This is a genomic window from uncultured Nisaea sp., from assembly GCF_963974195.1.
Lineage (GTDB): Bacteria > Pseudomonadota > Alphaproteobacteria > Thalassobaculales > Thalassobaculaceae > Nisaea.
Genome location: NZ_CAXBDC010000031.1, coordinates 24418 through 42906, shown reverse-complemented (window position 1 = coordinate 42906; position 18489 = coordinate 24418). Strand labels below are relative to the sequence as shown.

Genomic DNA, 18489 nt, shown 5'->3' with positions numbered 1-18489 from the left:
TGCTTGTTCAGCAGCTTCCGGGCGGAGGTTGCGTCGGACACGTCGGAGCCGAAAGGCGTCACGCCCGCCGCGCCGACAAGACCGAAGACGCCCTTGTATTCGGCATGGACGGAGGCGTTGACCGCATTGGCCAGCGCCCGGATCGCCTCGCTCATCTGCATCGGCACGAAACTCTCGTTCCGGTCGATCTCCATCACCTCTTTATCCGTGAGGTAGAAGCCCGCCTTCTTCCACTTGTCGAGAGGCACCTGGACCTTGGAGATGGTGATGTCGTCCGGCTGCGGGGCGGTGTTCGACGGGGTGACGTCGCTTGCCGTAATCGCGCTCGGCAGCGGCACGTCCACGGTGTCGCCCTTGCGGGCGGCGTCGTTCGAATAATCCGCGTTCACCAGCCGGGGCATGATCGCTTGCTCGCGCAGGGCCAGGAGGCCGCGGGCCAGGATTTTCGGCATGATTTCGGTCATGGCATTTGCCATCTGGAAGGCTCCTCGATGTGTGAAAAGGCGTGTTCGTGCCGTGCTGCCCGGCCCGCGCGCAGCACAAAGCGCCGCCAGCCATCCCGGCCGCCGGTTGTGTAGTCAGGGAAACTTAGTGGAAGGGGGTCAGTCTAATTTATGTCCAGCGACGATTTCGTCCTGGCCTGAACCACGACATATCTGCTGGCTCCAATTCGATATTCGGAGCTGAGTTGATAGGTGGTAAGGTATATTCTTGGGCTGTTTTTCCTAAGCAAAGATCTTTCAGGTTTTTGTTGAACAATTGCACGTCTCCAAAATAATTTGGATAGGTGACCCGTAGATCTTCAATTCTATTGGCTCCAATGATTACGGTATTGTCTTGGTTGTTTGAGTCTAGGTTTTGTTTTTCTTCATCTGAATTGTATTCGTCTATCCATTTTTTGGGTTCTGTGTATTCTGATATATCGACTTGTTGAGTTTCTTTGTTGAAAGCAATTTTGAAATATTCCGGTTTAGTTTTGTTGGTGTAGACTCTATCTGTCCAATGTATCGCGAATCTAATCCCGTCTAAAATATTCACGGCGTCCAATTTTCGTTCTAAATACTCAATTTCTTGTACTCGTTCGGTGTGTTCCGGAAGGTCGTTTCTCTCCGGTGAATTCTCCGCCAGAGCAAACTCAGCGGACATAAGATCGAACAATCGAAGCCAGTCGGCATCACCCTGTGATGCTTTCATGTCCTCGCCGCGAACAAGTCCTATGGTCTCAACGGCAGTTGCCCATGTGTGTTGGAGGCGTGTTCTGATTTGAATTTCGATTCGCCGACCATCGAATTCGGATTGTCGAGCGTTTCCTTTGAACTTGTAAACCATATGATGGCTTCGGTAGCCATCACCCTTGGGTAAGGCGATATAGTCGGTTTCCCGGGATAGATCGTGTTTCGATTTTTGCCTCATTTCCTCGATAAAAGTTTTGGTGTCTTCCATCGAGGGCAAAATGATCCGGCATCCGCCAAGATCTTGAATCTGATTTAATTTTGCGGATATCCGCCTCAGTTTTTTGCGAATTGAGATCATTCGCTTTAAGCGAGCGGCAGTTACTCCGCGGAGATTGAGCGAGCGCATTCTAGAAAGCATCTCTTGTCGGATGCTTTTCATGGGCAGGGCGTGAGAGTCTCTCCAACTATGAGCGATGCGAAATATTTCGATTGCTTGATCTTTGGTGCTCTCATCCCAATGCATATCGCCTTGTAAGGCCTTCCCGGCTCTCAGGACTTGTTTCATGCTGTATTCAAGGTGCGGGAATTGCGCCATTTCATTTTCAATCAGCTCTTCATGCAACCTTGGAGAGTATAGCGCTGATTTCATGATCTTTCGCTCTAAATCTATTGAAGCTGGGCCTAGTGGGAGACCCGTATCCGGCCGCTGGCGATGGCGGCGATGTTGCGGTCGAGCGCGTTCTGGTCGCTCAGCGCGATGACGCTCTCATTGCCGCCCGCCTGGCCGAGGCTGGGGGCACCGCTGCCGCCGCGTGCGGGCGGCTCGAAGGCCCGGCCATAGACCGGGCTTGCCTGCAGTTCGCGCACCAGATCGCGCGGGGTGAGCGGGGTGCCGTCTTCCGGGTTTTCCGCCGGGGCATCGCCTTCGCCCCGGATCGTCACCGAGATCCCGGCCTCGCTCTCGGTCAGGATCAGCCGGGGCACGATGACCGGCAGAAGCAGCTCGGCGATCCCGTGCTCGGCATGGATCGCGGCGCGAGCCTCGGCAGCGATCAGCGCGGCTTCCAGTTTCACCTGGGTCAGGGACACCTCTCCGGTGCTTTGCGCGTCCAGTTCGGCTTTCAGTTCCCGCCGCGCGGCGCGTTCCTTTTCCAGCGCGGATTTCAGGCCGGAGACGTCTTCCACGCCGTCGGCGTCGAGGCGATACCGGCCCTCGTCTGTTGCGACATAGAAGGCGCGCACCGCTTCCGGGACGGCGTCGAGAGAGTCTGTTTCGGCGGGCAACGGCATGATGAGCTCCAGTAATAAAAGATGCTGAAACGAAAAACGCCCCGCTGGGCGGGGCGCTTTGGAAAAGTCCGGGTAGGAGAAACGTCAATCGAACAGGGCGTCGATTTCGTCCTGCGAGATGGCCTGGCCTTCCGCCATTGGCCCGCTCAGGGTCAGATCCTCGTCCTTGCGGGTGATGTCCTGCGGCAGAGGCATGGTCTGGAATTCGCGGATATCCCAGGTCGCCATCATCGCATCGACCCGTTCCTCGATATAATTGAGAACCTTGATCACCTTGTTGATGCGCTGGCCGGTCAGATCCTGGAAGTTACAGGCCTCGTATATTCCCGTGATCAGATCCGCGATGTCGCCGAGGCGCGAATTCGCATATTCGTCCTGCGTGACCGTCAGGAGGTCGGCAACGACTTCCTCGATTTTCTCGGCGGTGGTCATGATCCCGTCGGTCGCGGTCTCGGTCTGGCGCACGATCTCGCTGAGTTCTTCCGTCGCCGACTCGAACTTGTCGTCGTTCGAGAGCGGATGGCGCAGGGCGGCAATCTCGACCTTGGTGGCCTGGATACGGCCGGCGATCTCGGAAATCTCTGTCCGGATCTCCTCGATCTTCTGATCCTGCTTGCCGACAACCGCTGCAGTATCCGCATCTTTATCTGCTGCTACCGGTGTTGGCTGCTTCCCGTCGATCTTGCGTTCCAGAGAACGGATCGCCTCCATCACTTCGGACAGATCGACCTCGGCGGCGGTGACGACACTCTCGGCGACCAGAGCATTTCTGCTGCCGGTATTGTGCTTGGTGCCCGCACCATTTTTCGCAACCGCGCCAGTCTTCGCACCCGCATTGGGGGCGCGGCGCGTTTCGATGCTGTACGGCGTTTTCATATACCTAGGCAAAGCGCTACTCCTCTAACTCGCCCAAGTTCTACCCGATTGAGGTTATCAATCGGTAAAGATGGTTTTGTTGCATCCTGTGCCACTGCAATCATTGGGTTGCAACAGCTTCGATCTTCAGCCGGCCGAAAGATCCTGCGGGTCCTGCCGGTGCAGGGCGACACGTCCGGCCTCGCTTCTTGGAACGCCGAGCCAGTCCGCCATGAAGCCGAAGGCGGTGCTCAGCCCGTCCTCGACGGCATGGATCAGGCCGAGCAGGGATGTGTTGTTCTCCGCCGCGTCTATGGCCCGTGCCGTCGCCGTTGTCGATCCCGCGCCGCCGCGCCGGGTCATCAGATCGAGACCCATGACCGCCATGCGGTCTTCCAGATCGATCAGATCCTGCCGGCCGGCGGCGATGGCGGCACCGCTATGCTCGACAAAACGCAGATCGGCGCTTTCGCCCTCGCCGGTCACGATCCGGTTCGGGCCGAGCGCCAGGCCGTCCTCGGGCAGGGTCAGGTTGCGGCCGAACAGGATCGGCACCCGGGCGACATGCAGGATGTGGCGCTGATCGCTTGCCGATTGCCAGTGCGCCAGATTGAGCCAGGCCAGATCCATCAGCGGCGGACGGGCGGTCATGAAACCGGCCCTGTTGGCATAGATGGTGACGAGCGGAATGCAGTCGAGGCTGCTGTCCCCGGCATCGTCGCGCAGCCAGGGGCCAAGGCCGTCACCGCCGCGCCGCCAGATTTCGAAGCGGCCGGGATAGAGCACCCGGATCTGGCGTTCCGCCCTGTCGTCCCAGGTTCCGGATGTCCGGTTGACGGTCTCCCGGATGCGGACCCGCGTCAGGGCGCTGCCGATGCCGCTTTCCTGGCCGCGCCAGCCGATCAGGTCCGCCGCCTGGATATGCACAAGATAGGGCCGGGCGGTATCCTTTCCGCTCTCCCCGGCCCGGGGATGGTCCACCAGGATATGCGTGAGACCGTCCGTCAGCGCGGCCTGCATCACATCGCGGGCGAATACCGTGAGATTGCGGCCGCCGAGATCGACATTGTCCGCCAGTGCCGCCAGTGCGTCCGGCGGCGTGCCGGTCAGGCTGGCGGGCCGGTGGAACGGCTTTCCAAGCAGGGTCTGGATGGTGCGCTGAAGCCCGTTGAACAGCACGCTCCGGTTCAGCCGGATGGCGTAGGCTTCACGGCTTTCGCCGGGCTCCCGGGGCAACCATTTCTCCCCGCGCTGCCGCATGATGCGGGTGCCGCCGAGCAGGTCGTGGATCAGCTCCCAGTCGGTGGCCATGTCCTGATAGGCGGCATTCGGAGTTGCGACGTCGGAACTCATTTTTTAGCCTTTCTGCGGAAACTCATCCGTCATGCCTGAGCCAGAGTTCCCGGCAGCCGGCATAGTCTATCTGTTCCGGTATCAGCCCGCCGACGGGGCGGGTTTCCGCCGTGACGAGGGACCAGAGTGCTTCGGGAACCGGGCTGTGCGGCTGCTCAGAAGAGGCCAGCCGCCCCTGTTCGGTCAGCCATTTCAGGCCGTGAAAATGCACCCGGACCCGCTGTGTCCGGCTGTTGCTGTCTTCCGGTGCCGGAAAGCGGATCAGGAAGCGGTGCCTGTCGAACACCCGTTCGGCAAGGGCCGCCAGCCGCCGCCCCAGAACGGTGTTGCCTTCAAAGCCCAGGCTGCGCAGCTTCGCGGCCATCACCCCCAGGACCTGCTCGCCGCAACGGGGCGGAATATAGAGGGTCGCGGTGCCGGTAACGGCGCGCAGACCGGAGAGGACAGGGGCCGTTGCTTCCCGCAGGCACTGGAAAGTCACGGAGGCGGGCGAGATCACCGTCCGGATATCCTCACCGGCAGTATCGAGCAGGCCGAATTCTTCCTGAAAGCGGTTGATCGCCTCCAGCAGGGCATCGCTGGCCACGCCATCGATCCTGTCCGGCCAGTAGGGGTGCCCGAACAGATCCGTGATGTGGGCGAGCAGGGCCTGAACGAGAGCTATATCGTGCGGCTGCCCGGTGCCGGGGCCGACGCTTGTTTCGAGATACGCGATTACAGGCATCTCCCACCTCCCCCAGTGGTTGGCCCCAAAGGTCATATAGTCAGGCTCAGATCAGAAATTGCCCGGTCTGCGTCCGGTTCCGGCTCAGCAAGAGTTCGGTCAGAGCCCAGACCAGCGCATCCACCCGGTCAGGCGAGCCATTGCCGCCCGATGCTCCGGTGAAGCTGCACATCTGGTCTTCGAGAAGATCAAGGCGCCCGACATGTCGGACGCGGCCCTGCTCATAGAGGGCGGCAACCGGCTCGGCCCTTGTCTGCTTGCCGCGGCTGGCACGCACCAGCCGCAGCGGGACGGACGGGTCGACACTGCGCAGCACCTGCTCCACCATGTCTCCACCCTGGTTGACCTCGGCGACGATGCGGTCCGCGTCATGCCGGTGATAGGCGTCGATGGCGCGGACAGCCCAGTCGTTCGGGGCCAGCCGCCCGGAGAGATCCTCCAGTATGAAAGCGGTCTCGGCGGCGCGCCCGGCAACCAGGATGCCGGTCTCGTTCGAGGCGGCATGGTGGCTCGCCGCCGGGTCGATGGCGATGACGATGCGGTCCAGAGCAGGGCGTTCCCCCGGAGCGAGGCGGTCGGCTTCCAGCCGGTCCCGGCGCCACAAGGCGCCCGGCACATCGGTCAGGAATTCGCCGTCGAGTTCCTGCCGTCCGAGCCGGGTGCCGCCATAGGTATTCTCCATCGCGGCCAGGAAACCCGGCGCAAGATTGAGCCGGTTTTCCGTGCTTCGGCCCTGGATCAGCCGGGTGTCGTCGGCTTCCGCGATCCGCTTCAGCCAGTCCTTCGGACGCGGCGTCGTGGTGGCGATGCATTGCGGCCGGGGGCCGAGCCGAAGCGCCAGCATCAGATTGTGCCAGGCTTCGGGCTGCGGCCAGGCCGCGATTTCGTCGGCCCAGGCCATGTCGAACTGATGGCCGCGCACCTGGTCCGGATCGTCCGCCGACAAGAGGGTTGCGACACTGCCGGATTTCCAGGTCAGCCGGCGTTTCGATGGCTCGTAACGCGGCCGTTCCCAGGGCGGGGCGATGGCCAGAATGCCGCTCTCGCCCTCGACCATGACGTCGCGGACATCTCCGGCGGTGGCCCCCATGATCGCGGCGCGCTGGCAGCGGCCGCTTTCAAGGGCGGCCCTGATCCATTCGGCACCGGTCCGGGTTTTCCCGAAACCGCGCCCGGCCAGGATCAGCCAGACCCGCCAGTCGCCGTCCGGCGGCAATTGTTTCTCGCGCGCCCAGAACGGCCAGTCATACAGCAGCAGGGCGGCTTCGGCGTCACTGATCCCGCCCAGGAACCGGGTCCGCTCCATCGGAGTCATTGTCCGGAGCGAGGGCTTCGAGACGGGCGGCGAGCTTTTCCTTTGCTCCCTTGAGGTGGCGTTCCATGTCGTCTGATCCGGCATCCTTGCCCTCCCGGAAGGTTTCCGGGCGGTGTGCCCGCAGCAGGAACATCAGGAGCGAGTCGGAATATTTCCGGACCGTCCCGCAGATCCTGCCCTGATGAAAACGCGGTTGTTCCACGCCCTCGACGGCCCTGCTCCGGGCTTCGCCCTCGAGCAGGTCGACGGCGATATCGAGTGCTTCATCCCAGGCCTCGGCGAAGGTCTGATCCTGGCGTCTGATCTGATAGGCGTGACTGCGGTCCAGCCGCGCCTTGCGGGCGGCTTCGCTGACGTTTCCGGTTTCGGCGAGAGCTTTCAGAAATTGCCGCTTCTTGCGGGTCCGTGCTGCGGATTCGGCCATGCGTTTCACCCAAAGAAAAAGGCGCCTTGCGGGGTGTTCCCACAAAGCGCCGACGATAGGATAGTATTTAGCCGATTTTATAAACCCTGTAAAGCGGTTTTTTCCGATAGTTGTCATTTGTTTGTATGTTGATCTAGCGATGAATTATAAATATTATAGCTATATCAACATATTATAGTTTTCTTTAATCGGAAAAAACCGATTAATCAGGCCTGCGAAAAACGTGCGGCGGGGGTGTCTTCCGCAAGCGGTCGCGGATTGCGGCCAGGCCCCGATCCTCGATCCGCCGCAGGGTGACATGGCTGCGCCCGTCGATATCCTCCAGTTTTCGCCAGGCGACGCCGCAGGCCCGGGCCCAGACCACGATCCGTTCCTCCTGATCGCAGGCAAACATCCAGCCGAGGCTTTCATCGAGCCGGTCGATCGCTGCCGGACTTGGGGACGCCGGCCGTGTCCTGCCCGGCGACAATTCATGCGCAAAGCTGTTTTGCGCCACGTCCGGCCATCCCGTGAGGCGGGCTTTGGCATATGCCCGCGGTAGTCGATGCAAAGTGTCCGCTGCTTCTTTCAGGTAATGTTTGATCCATTTTGGATCCGGCACAATCTGCGTGCTCGTCATTGACTCCCTCCAGTCGGGACCGGTCCGCGCCGCATGATCAGAGCGTCGTTAAAGATGTGGGCGTGGCTTTTCTGCATTCAGAGCGTTAGGTTGCGGCGGGATCGGATTTTCCCGGTCAAAAAACATCTTTGCCACTGACGCTTAGGTTGTTCTAGGCGAAAGATTAATATTCGGCAATAGGAAAAAAACTCTTGATCATCCGATTATGGAAGTTTAGGTTCCGGTTATGAAGCTCGATATCCAGCGAAAGCGCATCCTGGAATTGGTGGCGCATCGTGATCCCCCAACGGATCTGAAGAAAGCCTCGCTGGCTTGTGGCAAGAATCACGCCTACCTGCACCAGTTCATCAATCGCGGGACGCCGCGAAAATTGCCGGAAGACGTGCGCTACGCCCTGGCCCGTCATCTTGGCGTCGACGAGGCGGTGCTGCGGCCGGAACAGGGGGTGGTTCCCCTGCCTTCTGCTGCCGGCAGGGACAGTCCTTCGGCGGCCATGCGGCCCTTTTCCGGTCTCGGCCCTGCCGCGGGCTCCATCGACCCGGCGAGAGTCACGGCGGTCCCCGAAGTCCGGATTTCCGCTTCGGCCGGCGGCGGCGCCAATCTCGAGCAGGAGCCGGGCGGCAATGACTGGTATTTCGATGCGGGCTGGCTGCGCTACGAGCTGCGGGCATCGGCCCGGGATCTGCGGGTAATTTCCATCGATGGCGATTCCATGGAGCCGGTGCTGTATTCCGGCGACAAGGTGATGATCGATCTCAGCCGGACGGCCCCGTCGCCTCCGGGGATCTTCGTGCTGCATGACGGGATCGGTCTGGTTGCCAAGCAGCTCGAATATATTCCGAACAGCGATCCGCCGCGCGTGCTGATCCGCTCGGAAAGCGCGCGCTACCGGGATTACGAGCGGACGATTGAGGAGGTGAATATCGTCGGCCGCGTGATATGGTTCGCCCGCCGGCTTTAGGGATTGTCTCTCGGGTTTTGCCCCTGGGCAAATGCCTGGCCCGAACTAATTCTTAACGGATCGAGACCATAATCGGCGCGCGAGCCGGAACGCGCGGAGACGAGAATTGAGTGAACTTCCGAAAACCATCTGCGGCCCCTGGCGCTATGTGCTGTTCTGCTTCGGCATTCTGTGCACGGCCGTGGGCATTGCCGGTATCGTGCTGCCGGGATTGCCTGGAACGCTGTTCCTGCTGATCGCGGTCTGGGCCTTTTCCCGCTCTTCCGAACGGTTTCACCTCTGGCTCTACAATCATCCGCGCTTCGGCAGCGGTGTGCGTGCCTGGCATGAGCACGGGGTGATCCCGCCGCGCGCCAAGATCGCCGCCGTGACGATGATCGGTTTTTCCTTCGCGCTGCTCTGGGGCTTTGTGCTGGAGGACTGGCGACTGGCGGCGGCGACAGGCGTCGTGCTGGCCCTGGTCGCCACCTGGATCGCGACCCGCCCCGGAGCGATCAAGCAGGAAGACCCCGCCTGATCGTCCGGTGGTCCGCGTGTCTGCGGATCAGTTCTTCTTCATGCCGTGGCCGGACTTCATGTCGTGCTTCATGGGTTTGCTGCCAGCGCCCGCGCCGACGGACTCGACCTTCACCTCGACAGTGACTGTGCCGGACTTCTCGAAACTGAGGGTCAGCGGGAATTTCTCGCCTTCCACCAGCGGTGCCTTCAGGCCGATCATCATGACGTGAAAGCTGCCGGGCTCCAGCATGGCCATGCCGCCCGCCGGAACCGGCACGGGGCCGCTCGGCCGCATCTTCATCACGCCGTTCTCATGGATATGGGTGTGCAGCTCGACCCGGTCGGCGACCTCGCCGGACACGCTCATCAGCCGGTCATCCGCGCCGCCATGGTTCACGAGCTTCATGAAGGCCGCGCCGTTCTTGGCCCGGCCGGGCGTGGCCCGGGCCCAGGGATGATCGACCAGAATGTCACCGGCCTTGAATTCATGGGAGCAGGCGATGCCGCCGAACAGCGGCAGGGTGACGATGACAAGCGCGAGAACCCGCGCGGCGTTTTTTGCAAAAGTGATCATTGCTCTGTCTTTCAGCTTTTTTGGGCAGTTCTTTTGGGTGCGGCTATACCGCTGTCTTCCTGGAATGTGAGCTGAAAGTCAGAGGGGAGGGGCCCGGGGATTGCGGAACCGGGTGAAGCCCTGGCTGTGTACCTGATATGTCAGGCTCCGGAGGCGAAGGGAGGCGGCGATCCGTCCGGCCGTCTCCGGTTCGGTAGCGGGCAGGACCGAGGCCCCGGCCACGCCGCAGAGATTGCAATGCCCGCAACTGGCGGCGCTTCCCGAAGGGCTGCCGTCATCCCAGCCGCCATCCGGCCCGTCAATGGCGCCGAGGCACAGTTTGGCAAGGTCGGCGGCGAGGCTGCCGGGAGGCGCCGAGGTCAGCGCGGCGGAGGCGCCGAGGGTGAAGCCGGCCTGGGTCAAAAGCGCCAGAACGCCGAAAACAGCCGCGATCATCCGGCGCCGGGCATGGCTGTGTCCCGCCGGATTTCGCAGTTCGGATGTTGTCAGCCTGGCGCGTTGCATGTCATCACCATAACAGGCGCCGCCGACACTGGTTAGGCGCCATACGTCGCATGCAGAAAAGGACGATGGCTTTATGGGCCGAGGACGGCAGGGAAGCAAGCGGGGGAAGTCAGCCCCCCGGGCGGCAAAACGGTCATCGCAGCGGCCGGCACAACGCAAGGGGTACGCCTCCAATGCGCCACTCCTTGACGTCGTTGTCGAGCGGCTTGGCGGGCGCGGCGACGGGCTGGCCAAGGCGGATATCACGGTCGGCTATGTCACCGAGACCCGACCGCTTTTCATTCCCTTCGCGCTGCCCGGCGAACGGGTCCGGGTGCGCCCGGTCTCCGATCGGGGCGAAGGCGTGGCCTGCGATCTGATCGAGCTGGTGGAGCCCGCGCCCGAGCGGGTGGATCCGGCCTGCGAGCATTTCATGATCTGCGGCGGCTGCGCCGTGCAGCATCTGGAAGCGGGCGCCTACCAGTCCTGGAAACGGGACCAGGTGGTACAGTATCTCGGCCGGGCCGGGCTGGGTGATGTCCCTGTCGCGGCGCTGCGGACCTGTGCGCCGGAAGCCCGGCGGCGGGCGGATTTCGTACTGCGCATGATCGGCCGGAAGCTGGTCGCGGGCTTTCATGAGCGCGGCAGTAACAGGATTGTCGAGATCACCGAATGCCCGGTGCTGCGTCCGGCGATCTTCGCCCTGATGCAGCCGCTGCGGCAGCTTTTCGACGGGATGCTGGAGCAAGGGCAGTCCATCGATTGCGTGGTGAACGAGCTGGATAACGGGCTCGACCTTTTGCTCCGCCTGCCGGACCACCCGGATCTCGATTTCCGGGAGCGGCTCGCCGCCTTCGCCGAGGAACAGGACCTGACCCGGCTTTCCTATCATGCCGAGGGTGACAGTTTGCCCGCGCCGGTGCCGCTGGCACAGCGCCGGACGCCGGTGATCACGTTCGGCCCGGTTACCGTGACACCGCCGCCGGGGGCGTTCCTGCAGGCGACGATGGATGGTGAAGCGACCATTCAGGAGCTGGTGCGTCAAGGCACGCAGGGTGCCCGCGCCGTGCTCGATCTCTATGCCGGATGCGGCACGCTCTGTCTGGCGCTGGATGGCTCGGCGGAACGGCTTGCGGTGGAAGGCGACGATGCCTTGCTGGCCGCGATCCGGGGCGGGGCCGATGCGGCCCGGCTCGGCGGCCGGGTGCGGACCGAACGGCGGGATCTGACCCAGCGCCCCTTCGCGGGCAAGGAGCTCGGCAAGTTCGATGCCGTGGTGCTCGACCCGCCGCGTGCCGGCGCGCGCGAGCAGGCGGCGGCTCTGGCGGACTCGAAAGTGCAGAGGATCGTTTATGTCTCCTGCAATCCGGCGACCTTCGCCCGGGATGCACGGACGCTGGTGGATGGCGGCTACGCGTGTCTCGAAGTCACCCCGATCGACCAGTTCCTCTGGACCCCGCATATCGAGCTGGTCGCCCATTTCGTCCGGCGTGACGGGTAGCCGGAATGCAGGATCCGGCCCGCATTCGCAAGCGCACCGTGACGGTCTCCGGACACGTCACCTCGGTGTCGATGGAAGAAGCGTTCTGGGATGCATTGAAGGCAATCGCCACCGCCCGCGATCTGTCGATCAACGGGCTGGTTTCCGAGGTGGACGCCACGCGCAGCGGCAATCTTTCGAGTGCGCTGCGCGTGTTCGTGCTGTCGGAACTGCAGAACCGGAAGCCGTTACTTGTCGAGTAGGCCTTTCAGCAGACCGCGCAGAGCCTTGCGCGGATCGACCTTCTCGACCGGCTCTGTCGGTGCGGCGTCCGGCGTTGTCGTGCTGTCGCTGCTGCCGCTCGAATCACTGCCCTTGTTGAATTGCCGCAGGATGCCGCGCTCGATCACCCGTTGCAGCACGTAGGCCTGCAGCTTGTTGGCGTCCAGGATCTGGCGCGGATTGTCGAGCGGGCCGGTGAGGCGCAGACCGATGGGCGGTGAGTTCGAATGCTCGCTGAGCCAGAACTGGGTGCGGACATCCATCTCCTGCGGCGGCAGGTTGACCACGGCGGTTCCCCGGCCCTCGGCGGCCTTGGATTTCAGCGAGATATCTTCCGATTGCAGCACGCCATTGGTGATCTTGTAGGTCGCCGTCAGGCTGTCAAAAGGCGTCGTGCCACCCTGCATGGCCCGCTGGGCGAGCACGAGAAAATCGACGGAACGGTCGAGCTGCTTCAACTGGTCGCTCACCGCCGGCAGATCGAAGCCTTCGACGGTGCCGTCGCTGACCTTGATCGAGCCATTGCCCTGCAGCCCGGAGACCAGGGCGTATTCACTGCGGCCCGCGGTCTTCAGGCTGGTTTCGTAATTCAGGGTGCCGGTGACCTGCGCCGCGCCGGAGGCGGACATCGCCGCCTGCCGCACATCGGCATTCTTGATCGACAGGGTCAGGCCGCCTTCCGGAGTAGCGCCATGCTTCAGGGACGCGGTGCCGTCGAGCGTGCCGCCGAACAATCCGGAGGACAGCTTCGATACCGTCAGCGCGCCATTGTCCAGGATCGCGGCGAGATCGAGCTTGTCGAGCTTGTAGGCGCCGTACAGAACCTGCTCCGCCTTCAGGGTGATATCCGCATCGGCGGCAAGCAGGCCCGAGGTGTCGATGGTCTCCCGCGACCAGGTCCGTGAGCTGCTTTTCACCGGAACGACCGGGGCTATGCCGCCGGCCGGCGCGGCACTGCCCTTGGGCAGCCAGGGATCGATGGCGATGGTGCCGGTTTCGGCGGCCAGCGTCAGTTTGGGGCGCGGGCCCGTCAGGGAGAGCGAGGCCGTGCCCGTCAGGGAAATCGGGCCAAGGCCGAGCCGCAGGCTGTTGATCTTCAGGTTGTCGGTGCTGCCTTCCAGGCGGCTGGCCAGAGTCGCCTGGCCAAGATCGCGCTTCGACGGCGTGTAGTCCGGGGACAGGCTGCGTATCAGGGCAACCACATCCGGATGCGTATACCGAGTGTCGAGTGCGAGCGCGGTTCTCTCGGGGCCGGGAGTGACGGTGCCCTTCAGGCCGAGCTGGCCGCCGCCGAGATCCATCGTTGCATCGAGGCTATAGGCGCCGTCCTGTGCCGACATCACGGTTGCCGCAAGCGCCAGGGAGCCGAGCTTTACGCCCTTTGGCAGGGCGCCGGGGGACAGGGTTGCCGCGAGGCTGTCCGCATTCGGGTGCTGCAGCTTGATCGCGAGATCGACATTGAGGGGCTGTGCCAGGGGATGCACGATGCCTTTGACCGTGGCGGTGGCTCCGGCGGTGCTGGCCGTTGCATCAATGGTCATGGCGGACAGATCGCCGAGGATGCTGCCGCTGAGCCTGCCGCCGCCAATCCGCTGCACTGTCTCGTCGGGCTCGATCCCGGCAAGGCGGGCGAGCCGGGCCAGAGACTTGGCGTCGATGTCGAATTCAAGTTTGGTGTTCGGGTCCGATACGGCCCCGGCGAGCGAGCCGCTCAGGGTAACCTTCGCGCCGCCGAAATCGGCGATGGCGAGCTTGTTGACGGACAATGCCCCGTTCTGGATGCGCGCTTCCAGCTGACCGCCGATGATCGGGGTCTTGTGCACCGTGATTTCCTCGAACCCGATCCGGACATTCGCATCGAAACTGTTCAGGGCGACGGCAACCTGCTCCATGGGAGAGGGGCCGGGCTGCGGGCTTCCGGCCGCTGCGGACTGGTCCGTGGCGGGCTTCTGGCCGCCCGTCTGGCCGTCTGGCGGCAGATAGGCATCCAGATTGATCTTGCCGAGATCCAGCGCCAGACCGAAGGCGGGCCGGTCGCGCAGCAGCAGGGTCAGGCCGCCCCGGATCCGGGTGGTGTCGAGATCCATGGTCCAGTTCGTGAGCTGGATCTGTTCCTGGTTGGCGGTGATGTCCGCGCCGAGACTTCCCTTGCGCAGCCGGTCGGCGGCGACGGAGTCGAGACCGGCACCGAGCCAGTCGAGCGTGCCGCGCAGATTGTCCGAAACGAAGTCGGCCCGGCCGGAGAATTGCGGGCCGCCATTCGCGCTTTCGAGGCTGCCGGAAAGGCTGATGTCGGAGCCGCCGGGCATCTGCGCGCTGAAGTTTTTCAGGACCGCGACGCCATCGGCGAGGGAGGCTTCGAGCCGGGGCTGACGGATCACCCCGCCGCGATAATCCACGGCGTCCGCGGTCAGGACCAGATCGGCGTCGATCCCGGCGGGAAGAGCAAAGCCCGCATCCGCCGAACTGGCCGGGGCCGGACTGCTGGCGGGCGCCGGGGCAGGGCCGGTTGCCTGTTTCTGCAGGGAGGCCAGAACCTCGTCAAGCTGGAAGCGATCCAGGGCCAGCGCCGCGTCAATGGCCACGCGGTCCGCAAGGGAGACGGTCACGGAACCTTTCCCGGAGAAGCCGCCCGCACTCATCGTCAGGTCGCTGAGCGCGGCCTGTTCCGGGGAGGCCTGCATTCTGGCCGCGAGCTTGAAGGGGCCGGCGAGGGCCGGCGGAAGCGCGTCCGTGCCTGCTCTGAGCGGGGCCAGCGCGGCACCGGCCGCGACAAGATCCTTGCCGGAGGCACCGATGCTGCCCATCAGCCGGGGCGTGTCGCCGAGCACGAGGGTGCCGCTATAGCTCAGCTCCGCTGCCTTGTCGCCGAGCGTGACGATGGTTTCCAGCGGGGTTGCCCGCCCGGCATCGATCTGGCCGGTCGCGGCCGAAAGCGTGAGCGGAACCCCCTTGTAGGTGAGATCGCCCGTCAGCTTGAACGGGCCGTTCAGGCTGCTGGCGCTGAGGGCGGCATTCAGGCCGGACAGGGTATGCGTGGTGCCCGTTCCGTGGTCGTAAAATGAAATGCGCCCGTTCGTGATCGTGGCGCCGTCGAGGCTGAAATCAATATCCCCGCCTTCGGCTGCCTTGGTGTCCCCGGCGCTGCCTGCCGCTTCCCCCGCCGGGCTTCCGGGAGCGTTGAATGTCCAGTTGTTCCGGCCGTCGGGAAACTGTTCCAGCGCGACAACGGGATCGTTCAGGGTCACGGAGGCGACCCTGATCTTGCCGCTGAGCAAGGGCGCCAGTGCCACATGGATCTGGAGCGCGTCGGCGGAAACGAAGGTGTTGGCGCTGCCGCCCTCGATGTTGGCGAGTTTCAGCTGTTCCACCGAAAGCCGGGGAGCCGGGAGTATCTGGAAGCTGATATCGCCGTCGATCTGAAGCCGGCGGCCGGTCTGTTCCTCGACGGTGCGGGTAATCTCGTCCTTGTAGCTGTTCCAGTCGATGAAGCTGGGCCCAACGAGGACGGCTGCGCCCAGCACGATGATCAGCGCCAGAACCGTAAGAACCAGTTTCTTCAAGAGGGGTCTCCAAATGGTGCCGTCCAATGTGGGGCGGCACTGGGTTGATTGAGAGTACGGCTGCAATATGCACGCAATCAGGTTCTCACTCTACATGGCGCGTTCTCCGGCACAAGTCACCTGCGCGCGACAGGGTGGCGGCCGGGCCTGGATGGGGTAAGCTGCGCCCGCTTTTAATAATTCCAGTAATAATTCCAGCGTTGGGGGACGCGTCCGTGATCGAATTCCTGCTGCCTGATTCCATACCGCTATGGGCTGGTATATCGCTGATCCTTTTCAGCTATGTGACGTCCGCGGTAACCGTTGCCTTCGGCCTTGGGGGCGGGGTCATGATGCTGGTCGCGCTCGGCTCCGTCCTGCCGCCGCTGGCGGTAATCCCGGTGCATGGCGTCGTGCAGTTCGGCTCGAATGCCGGGCGGGCCTATGTGATGCGCGCGCATACGGAGCGCAGGCTCTTCGGGTTCTTCGTGATCGGTGCGCTGATAGGCATCGCCATCGCGGCGCAGATCGTCGTCTCCGTGCCGCAGGCGGCCCTGCAGGCGTTGCTGGCACTGTTCATCCTGTACACGGTCTGGGGACCGAAACTCGGCAAGCACAAGGTTCCGGCGCCCGCCTTCATCGGGGTCGGCGCGGTGACCAGTTTCGCCACGATGTTCGTCGGCGCGACCGGCCCGCTGCTGGCCGCCTTCCTGCCGCCGGACCGGTACGGAAAGATGGTCACGGTGGCGACCCACAGCGCCTGCATGACGGTGCAGCACGGGGTGAAGGTGGTGGCGTTCGGCATTGTCGGCTTTGCCTTTCCGGAATGGCTGCCGCTGATCGCCGCCATGATCGCGACCGGGTTTCTTGGCACGGCAACGGGCAAGAAGGTGCTGGAATGGATGCCGGAACGGGTCTTTGCCATCGGCTTCAAGACCGTTCTGACACTGCTGGCGGCGCGGCTTCTCTGGGTCGGCGTCAGCAGCCTGCTGGCGTCCTGATCAGGCCGGTATCGGAAAATTTCTGAAGGGGTGAAAGCGATGTATGTCATCACCGTCGAGTTTCATATCCGGCCCGACATGGCGGCCGGGTTCAGAGTGGCGATGCTTGAGAATGCGGAGGCGTCGTTGCGCCTTGAGCCGGGGTGTCACCGGTTCGAGGTCTGTTTCGATCCGCAGGATCCGGCGCATTGCTTCCTGTACGAACTTTATGACGACGAGGCGGCCTTCAAGGCGCATCTGGCGAGCGACCATTTCAAGGCGTTCGACGGCCGGGTCGCGCCGATGATCGAGCAGAAGAACGTGACGGTCTGGGAGCGGGCCGGCGTCTGAGCCGTGATCCTTTGCCGGCGGGAACTATTCCGCCGGAACCGGTTCCGGGGCGATGCCCTCGACGGCGGCCGGAACATCCGGTGAGGCCTCTGCGTCAATGCCTTGCGCCATTGCTGTAGCGCCCGCTGCCGTAACGCCCGCTGGCAGGGTCAGGGGCATCGGGCGTACCACCGGGTGCATTTTGATCGAGCGGATCTTGAGGTCGTGGATCGCATCGCGCGGCACGTATTCCACGGCGATGCGGGCCAGTTGCCGGCGGAGCTGCGGCAGCCGGATCTGCCACACCGCGCTATCGACCAGACGCTGGATTTCGGTTTGGCAATGCAGGGAGATCGCTTTCGATTTCTCCCGGATCACCTGGGCGCTGGCCGGGCCCGGCGCCGTGAAGATGACGTCGATCACGCATTTCTGGTCGAACCCGCGATCGGTCTCGAAATAAACCTCGATCGGAGGCACCAGCCGTACCGGTTCAATGCGGATATAGCGGTTCGGGTCGTGGCTGATGATCGGCTCGAAATGCAGCACGCTCATCATTGCCGTGATCAGGCAGGTGCCGAACGTGATGAAGCCGAACAGATGCGCCCAGGGCATGTGATCGAGCGTGATGGGGATCATCGGATACGTCACCAGCCGGTGATAATAATCCGGGTCGACCCGCCAGTTGAAAATGTTGATATGCAGCAGGAACGAGAAATCGCCCCAGTCGTTCAGGGTCGGTCCGATACCGAGGATCGCGGCGTTGTAGAGGGCGACGACCAGGCCGACCAGGAAGATCATTCCGAGGGCGGAGACCAGCGCTATGCAAAGGTGCCATTTCATCCAGTACGCAGCGACCTCGACGCGATAGCGGTGCATGACACGCGCTTCACGTTCGGCTTGCTCGTCGAGGATGACATACTGTTGCATCAGCGGAAATCTTTTCCCTTTTAATGCACTTTTTGTATTCTATTTCTGATCTTAAACCAATTTTGATCAATTGACTTAAAATATATTAGAGAACTTATGATTGTCCAGAGGCGCGTTTATTATAAGCCGAAATTGCGATGAATATCCTTAAAATTTCGAATATTTTGTGGCGCCCATGCCCGGCCTGACGCATATGTCGTGGCTGGGGGAGATGCTTTATCATGGCGATCCCGTTCGTGTTGTTTCTGGGTGAGGGGCGAAAAATGTCCGGTGTCTTCAGCAGTCTGGCGGCTGGTCTTCCGTATCTGATCGCGCATTTCGCGGCGAGCCTGGGAATGCTCCTGATCGGAACCCTGATCTATATGCGGATCACGGCGCATGACGAGATGAAGCTGATCCGGGAAGGTAACGCCGCGGCCGCGCTGTCGCTTGCCGGTGCCGTGCTCGGTCTGGCCATCCCGCTTGCCTTTTGCCTCGCGGCCAGTGTCGGCCTTCTCGATATTCTGATCTGGGGCACGGTGACATTGCTGATCCAGATTCTGGTTTTCAGGCTGACCGACCTCATGGTGCGTAATCTTTCCAAACGCATCGAAGCAGGCGAAATCGGTGCGGCGACGCTTCTTGTCTCGATGAAGCTGTCGGTGGCGGCCCTGAATGCGGCGGCTGTTTCGGGCTAG

20 protein-coding genes are annotated in these 18489 nt (G+C 62.7%); 7 read left to right on the top strand and 13 right to left on the bottom strand.

Annotated features, from left to right (window positions below; all coding sequences use genetic code 11):
* The 9 genes from AAC126_RS09100 to AAC126_RS09060 all read right to left on the bottom strand — a co-directional run.
* A partial coding sequence (locus AAC126_RS09100) for a P22 phage major capsid protein family protein (protein ID WP_339852439.1) occupies window positions 1–476 on the bottom strand: 476 nt, incomplete at its 3' end.
* A gap of 136 nt (window positions 477–612) precedes the next feature.
* Window positions 613–1824, bottom strand: coding sequence for a RelA/SpoT domain-containing protein (locus AAC126_RS09095; RefSeq protein ID WP_339852436.1), 1212 nt, complete (start codon window positions 1822–1824; stop codon window positions 613–615).
* Window positions 1825–1856: 32 nt separating this feature from the next.
* Window positions 1857–2465 carry a hypothetical protein gene (locus AAC126_RS09090; protein ID WP_339852433.1) on the bottom strand — a complete coding sequence of 203 codons (609 nt, stop codon included), beginning with the start codon at window positions 2463–2465 and terminating at the stop codon, window positions 1857–1859.
* Between the two features lie 84 nt (window positions 2466–2549).
* Window positions 2550–3353, bottom strand: coding sequence for a protein phosphatase CheZ (locus AAC126_RS09085; RefSeq protein ID WP_339852431.1), 804 nt, complete (start codon window positions 3351–3353; stop codon window positions 2550–2552).
* Window positions 3354–3467: 114 nt separating this feature from the next.
* Window positions 3468–4673 (bottom strand): DUF4055 domain-containing protein, encoded by a 1206-nt coding sequence (locus tag AAC126_RS09080; RefSeq protein ID WP_339852429.1) that lies wholly within the window; start codon window positions 4671–4673, stop codon window positions 3468–3470.
* Window positions 4674–4695: 22 nt separating this feature from the next.
* A complete protein-coding gene (locus AAC126_RS09075; protein ID WP_339852427.1) occupies window positions 4696–5397 on the bottom strand; it encodes a peptidoglycan-binding domain-containing protein in 702 nt (233 codons plus the stop codon).
* 46 nt (window positions 5398–5443) lie between these two features.
* Window positions 5444–6703: a terminase family protein gene (locus AAC126_RS09070; RefSeq protein ID WP_339852425.1), complete on the bottom strand. Its 1260-nt coding sequence runs from the start codon at window positions 6701–6703 to the stop codon at window positions 5444–5446.
* A complete protein-coding gene (locus tag AAC126_RS09065) occupies window positions 6669–7136 on the bottom strand; it encodes a hypothetical protein (protein WP_339852424.1) in 468 nt (155 codons plus the stop codon). The genes AAC126_RS09070 and AAC126_RS09065 overlap by 35 nt, the downstream gene beginning before the upstream one ends.
* Before the next feature lie 202 nt (window positions 7137–7338).
* Window positions 7339–7755 carry a DUF6362 family protein gene (locus AAC126_RS09060; protein WP_339852423.1) on the bottom strand — a complete coding sequence of 139 codons (417 nt, stop codon included), beginning with the start codon at window positions 7753–7755 and terminating at the stop codon, window positions 7339–7341.
* A gap of 226 nt (window positions 7756–7981) precedes the next feature.
* Here AAC126_RS09060 and AAC126_RS09055 point away from each other — a divergent pair, with 226 nt between their 5' ends.
* Both AAC126_RS09055 and AAC126_RS09050 read left to right on the top strand, forming a co-directional pair.
* A complete protein-coding gene (locus AAC126_RS09055; RefSeq protein ID WP_339852420.1) occupies window positions 7982–8716 on the top strand; it encodes a S24 family peptidase in 735 nt (244 codons plus the stop codon).
* A gap of 106 nt (window positions 8717–8822) precedes the next feature.
* Window positions 8823–9233: a YbaN family protein gene (locus AAC126_RS09050; RefSeq protein ID WP_339852417.1), complete on the top strand. Its 411-nt coding sequence runs from the start codon at window positions 8823–8825 to the stop codon at window positions 9231–9233.
* A 27-nt stretch (window positions 9234–9260) separates the two neighbouring features.
* Here AAC126_RS09050 and AAC126_RS09045 read toward each other — a convergent pair whose 3' ends face one another.
* Together AAC126_RS09045 and AAC126_RS09040 are read right to left on the bottom strand one after the other, a co-directional pair.
* Window positions 9261–9788 (bottom strand): copper chaperone PCu(A)C, encoded by a 528-nt coding sequence (locus AAC126_RS09045; protein ID WP_339852415.1) that lies wholly within the window; start codon window positions 9786–9788, stop codon window positions 9261–9263.
* Window positions 9789–9866: 78 nt separating this feature from the next.
* Window positions 9867–10292 (bottom strand): hypothetical protein, encoded by a 426-nt coding sequence (locus AAC126_RS09040; RefSeq protein ID WP_339852412.1) that lies wholly within the window; start codon window positions 10290–10292, stop codon window positions 9867–9869.
* Window positions 10293–10365: 73 nt separating this feature from the next.
* Here AAC126_RS09040 and AAC126_RS09035 point away from each other — a divergent pair, with 73 nt between their 5' ends.
* Together AAC126_RS09035 and AAC126_RS09030 are read left to right on the top strand one after the other, a co-directional pair.
* Complete coding sequence (locus tag AAC126_RS09035) at window positions 10366–11772, top strand: class I SAM-dependent RNA methyltransferase (protein WP_339852409.1); 1407 nt, start codon at window positions 10366–10368, stop codon at window positions 11770–11772.
* 5 nt (window positions 11773–11777) lie between these two features.
* Window positions 11778–12014 (top strand): ribbon-helix-helix domain-containing protein, encoded by a 237-nt coding sequence (locus AAC126_RS09030; RefSeq protein ID WP_339852406.1) that lies wholly within the window; start codon window positions 11778–11780, stop codon window positions 12012–12014.
* Here the strand turns inward: AAC126_RS09030 and AAC126_RS09025 are convergent.
* Window positions 12000–15596, bottom strand: coding sequence for an AsmA family protein (locus AAC126_RS09025; RefSeq protein ID WP_339852404.1), 3597 nt, complete (start codon window positions 15594–15596; stop codon window positions 12000–12002). The genes AAC126_RS09030 and AAC126_RS09025 overlap by 15 nt on opposite strands.
* A gap of 215 nt (window positions 15597–15811) precedes the next feature.
* Between AAC126_RS09025 and AAC126_RS09020 the strand changes: the two genes are divergently transcribed.
* Window positions 15812–16576 carry a sulfite exporter TauE/SafE family protein gene (locus AAC126_RS09020; protein WP_339852402.1) on the top strand — a complete coding sequence of 255 codons (765 nt, stop codon included), beginning with the start codon at window positions 15812–15814 and terminating at the stop codon, window positions 16574–16576.
* Between the two features lie 39 nt (window positions 16577–16615).
* Window positions 16616–16906 (top strand): putative quinol monooxygenase, encoded by a 291-nt coding sequence (locus AAC126_RS09015; RefSeq protein WP_339852399.1) that lies wholly within the window; start codon window positions 16616–16618, stop codon window positions 16904–16906.
* A 24-nt stretch (window positions 16907–16930) separates the two neighbouring features.
* On the opposite strand, the gene AAC126_RS09010 is transcribed toward AAC126_RS09015, so the two are convergent.
* On the bottom strand, window positions 16931–17812 hold the full coding sequence (locus AAC126_RS09010) for a hypothetical protein (RefSeq protein WP_339852396.1): 882 nt from the start codon (window positions 17810–17812) through the stop codon (window positions 16931–16933).
* 221 nt (window positions 17813–18033) lie between these two features.
* Between AAC126_RS09010 and AAC126_RS09005 the strand changes: the two genes are divergently transcribed.
* Window positions 18034–18489: a DUF350 domain-containing protein gene (locus AAC126_RS09005; RefSeq protein ID WP_339852394.1), complete on the top strand. Its 456-nt coding sequence runs from the start codon at window positions 18034–18036 to the stop codon at window positions 18487–18489.

Excerpts from the sequence above, each read along its gene's own strand:
- AAC126_RS09095 (WP_339852436.1), bottom strand. The coding sequence starts at position 1,824 with ATGAAATCAGCGCTATACTCTCCAAGGTTGCATGAAGAGCTGATTGAA.
- AAC126_RS09090 (WP_339852433.1), bottom strand. The coding sequence starts at position 2,465 with ATGCCGTTGCCCGCCGAAACAGACTCTCTCGACGCCGTCCCGGAAGCG.
- AAC126_RS09080 (WP_339852429.1), bottom strand. The coding sequence starts at position 4,673 with ATGAGTTCCGACGTCGCAACTCCGAATGCCGCCTATCAGGACATGGCC.
- AAC126_RS09075 (WP_339852427.1), bottom strand. The coding sequence starts at position 5,397 with ATGCCTGTAATCGCGTATCTCGAAACAAGCGTCGGCCCCGGCACCGGG.
- AAC126_RS09070 (WP_339852425.1), bottom strand. The coding sequence starts at position 6,703 with ATGGAGCGGACCCGGTTCCTGGGCGGGATCAGTGACGCCGAAGCCGCC.
- AAC126_RS09065 (WP_339852424.1), bottom strand. The coding sequence starts at position 7,136 with ATGGCCGAATCCGCAGCACGGACCCGCAAGAAGCGGCAATTTCTGAAA.
- AAC126_RS09060 (WP_339852423.1), bottom strand. The coding sequence starts at position 7,755 with ATGACGAGCACGCAGATTGTGCCGGATCCAAAATGGATCAAACATTAC.
- AAC126_RS09055 (WP_339852420.1), top strand. The coding sequence starts at position 7,982 with ATGAAGCTCGATATCCAGCGAAAGCGCATCCTGGAATTGGTGGCGCAT.
- AAC126_RS09045 (WP_339852415.1), bottom strand. The coding sequence starts at position 9,788 with ATGATCACTTTTGCAAAAAACGCCGCGCGGGTTCTCGCGCTTGTCATC.
- AAC126_RS09040 (WP_339852412.1), bottom strand. The coding sequence starts at position 10,292 with ATGCAACGCGCCAGGCTGACAACATCCGAACTGCGAAATCCGGCGGGA.
- AAC126_RS09035 (WP_339852409.1), top strand. The coding sequence starts at position 10,366 with ATGGGCCGAGGACGGCAGGGAAGCAAGCGGGGGAAGTCAGCCCCCCGG.
- AAC126_RS09030 (WP_339852406.1), top strand. The coding sequence starts at position 11,778 with ATGCAGGATCCGGCCCGCATTCGCAAGCGCACCGTGACGGTCTCCGGA.
- AAC126_RS09015 (WP_339852399.1), top strand. The coding sequence starts at position 16,616 with ATGTATGTCATCACCGTCGAGTTTCATATCCGGCCCGACATGGCGGCC.
- AAC126_RS09010 (WP_339852396.1), bottom strand. The coding sequence starts at position 17,812 with ATGCAACAGTATGTCATCCTCGACGAGCAAGCCGAACGTGAAGCGCGT.
- AAC126_RS09005 (WP_339852394.1), top strand. The coding sequence starts at position 18,034 with ATGGCGATCCCGTTCGTGTTGTTTCTGGGTGAGGGGCGAAAAATGTCC.